We start from the raw sequence: 757 nt of genomic DNA, 5'->3' as shown, positions 1-757 counted from the left end.
GCTTAATTAGCAGCCAGATTGATTTGATTCGGGACATTAACTTACTAATGACAACAATTGACATGATGTTGCCACCAGCGGAAAAGATAACGAGGAAAAAGACACCATCAAATACAACATCAGATGGTGCTGACACTCGTTCACCACCTAATGTTTCCCATATCTGGTAAACCCAACAAATAATTAAAATAGTGCCTACGACAGAATCTCTTCGCTTCTCATAACGACAAAGAAATACTGTCGCGGCTGAAACAAGCATGAACGAAATATCAGCAGCATCCAACGGGTGCACCTCCACCCAGTGGGTTAAATCCGTGAAGATAGTTAAGAAGGTTTCCATCAGTTACCCCCTTTATTTCGCCAATCTTTAATGGCCTGTACGATACTGCTGAAGTTTCGGTCTATTGATGCTGCAATTCGGCTAAATAACTTTCTAAGGTTGTCTTTGTTTGCAGCAAGCACCAAAACGGGGATTAACAAAGCCGAAATAATAACTGCCATTATTCTAGGGCTAATATCCCAGCTCCATATCTGTGAGATAACATCAGAAGCTTCTTTAGCAATGAGGATCCCCACACCTAGAGCTAAAATAAAATGAAGTATCTTTCGTCGGTTGTTATCTTTAGATGCAATGACGGAAACTGATGCGCCAATAACTGCCCCTAGCACAACACCATAGTCGGCACCAATAAGGAAACCGCCCATCGCGCCACCGCCAGCAGCACCGAGGGTTATCCCTATTGATGTGCTCATAAAT

2 protein-coding genes are annotated in these 757 nt (G+C 42.8%); both read right to left on the bottom strand.

Annotation, left to right across the window (positions count from 1 at the left end; genetic code table 11):
- Nucleotides 1-340 (bottom strand): hypothetical protein (locus AC4IFT_RS22340; protein WP_490752924.1); only part of this gene is annotated, 340 nt, incomplete at its 3' end.
- A partial coding sequence (locus tag AC4IFT_RS22335) for a putative holin (RefSeq protein ID WP_490752923.1) occupies nt 340-757 on the bottom strand: 418 nt, incomplete at its 5' end. The genes AC4IFT_RS22340 and AC4IFT_RS22335, both read right to left, overlap by 1 nt.

This window comes from Providencia sp. UF-183 (assembly GCF_058246155.1).
This window is presented reverse-complemented; position numbering and strand designations above follow the sequence as displayed.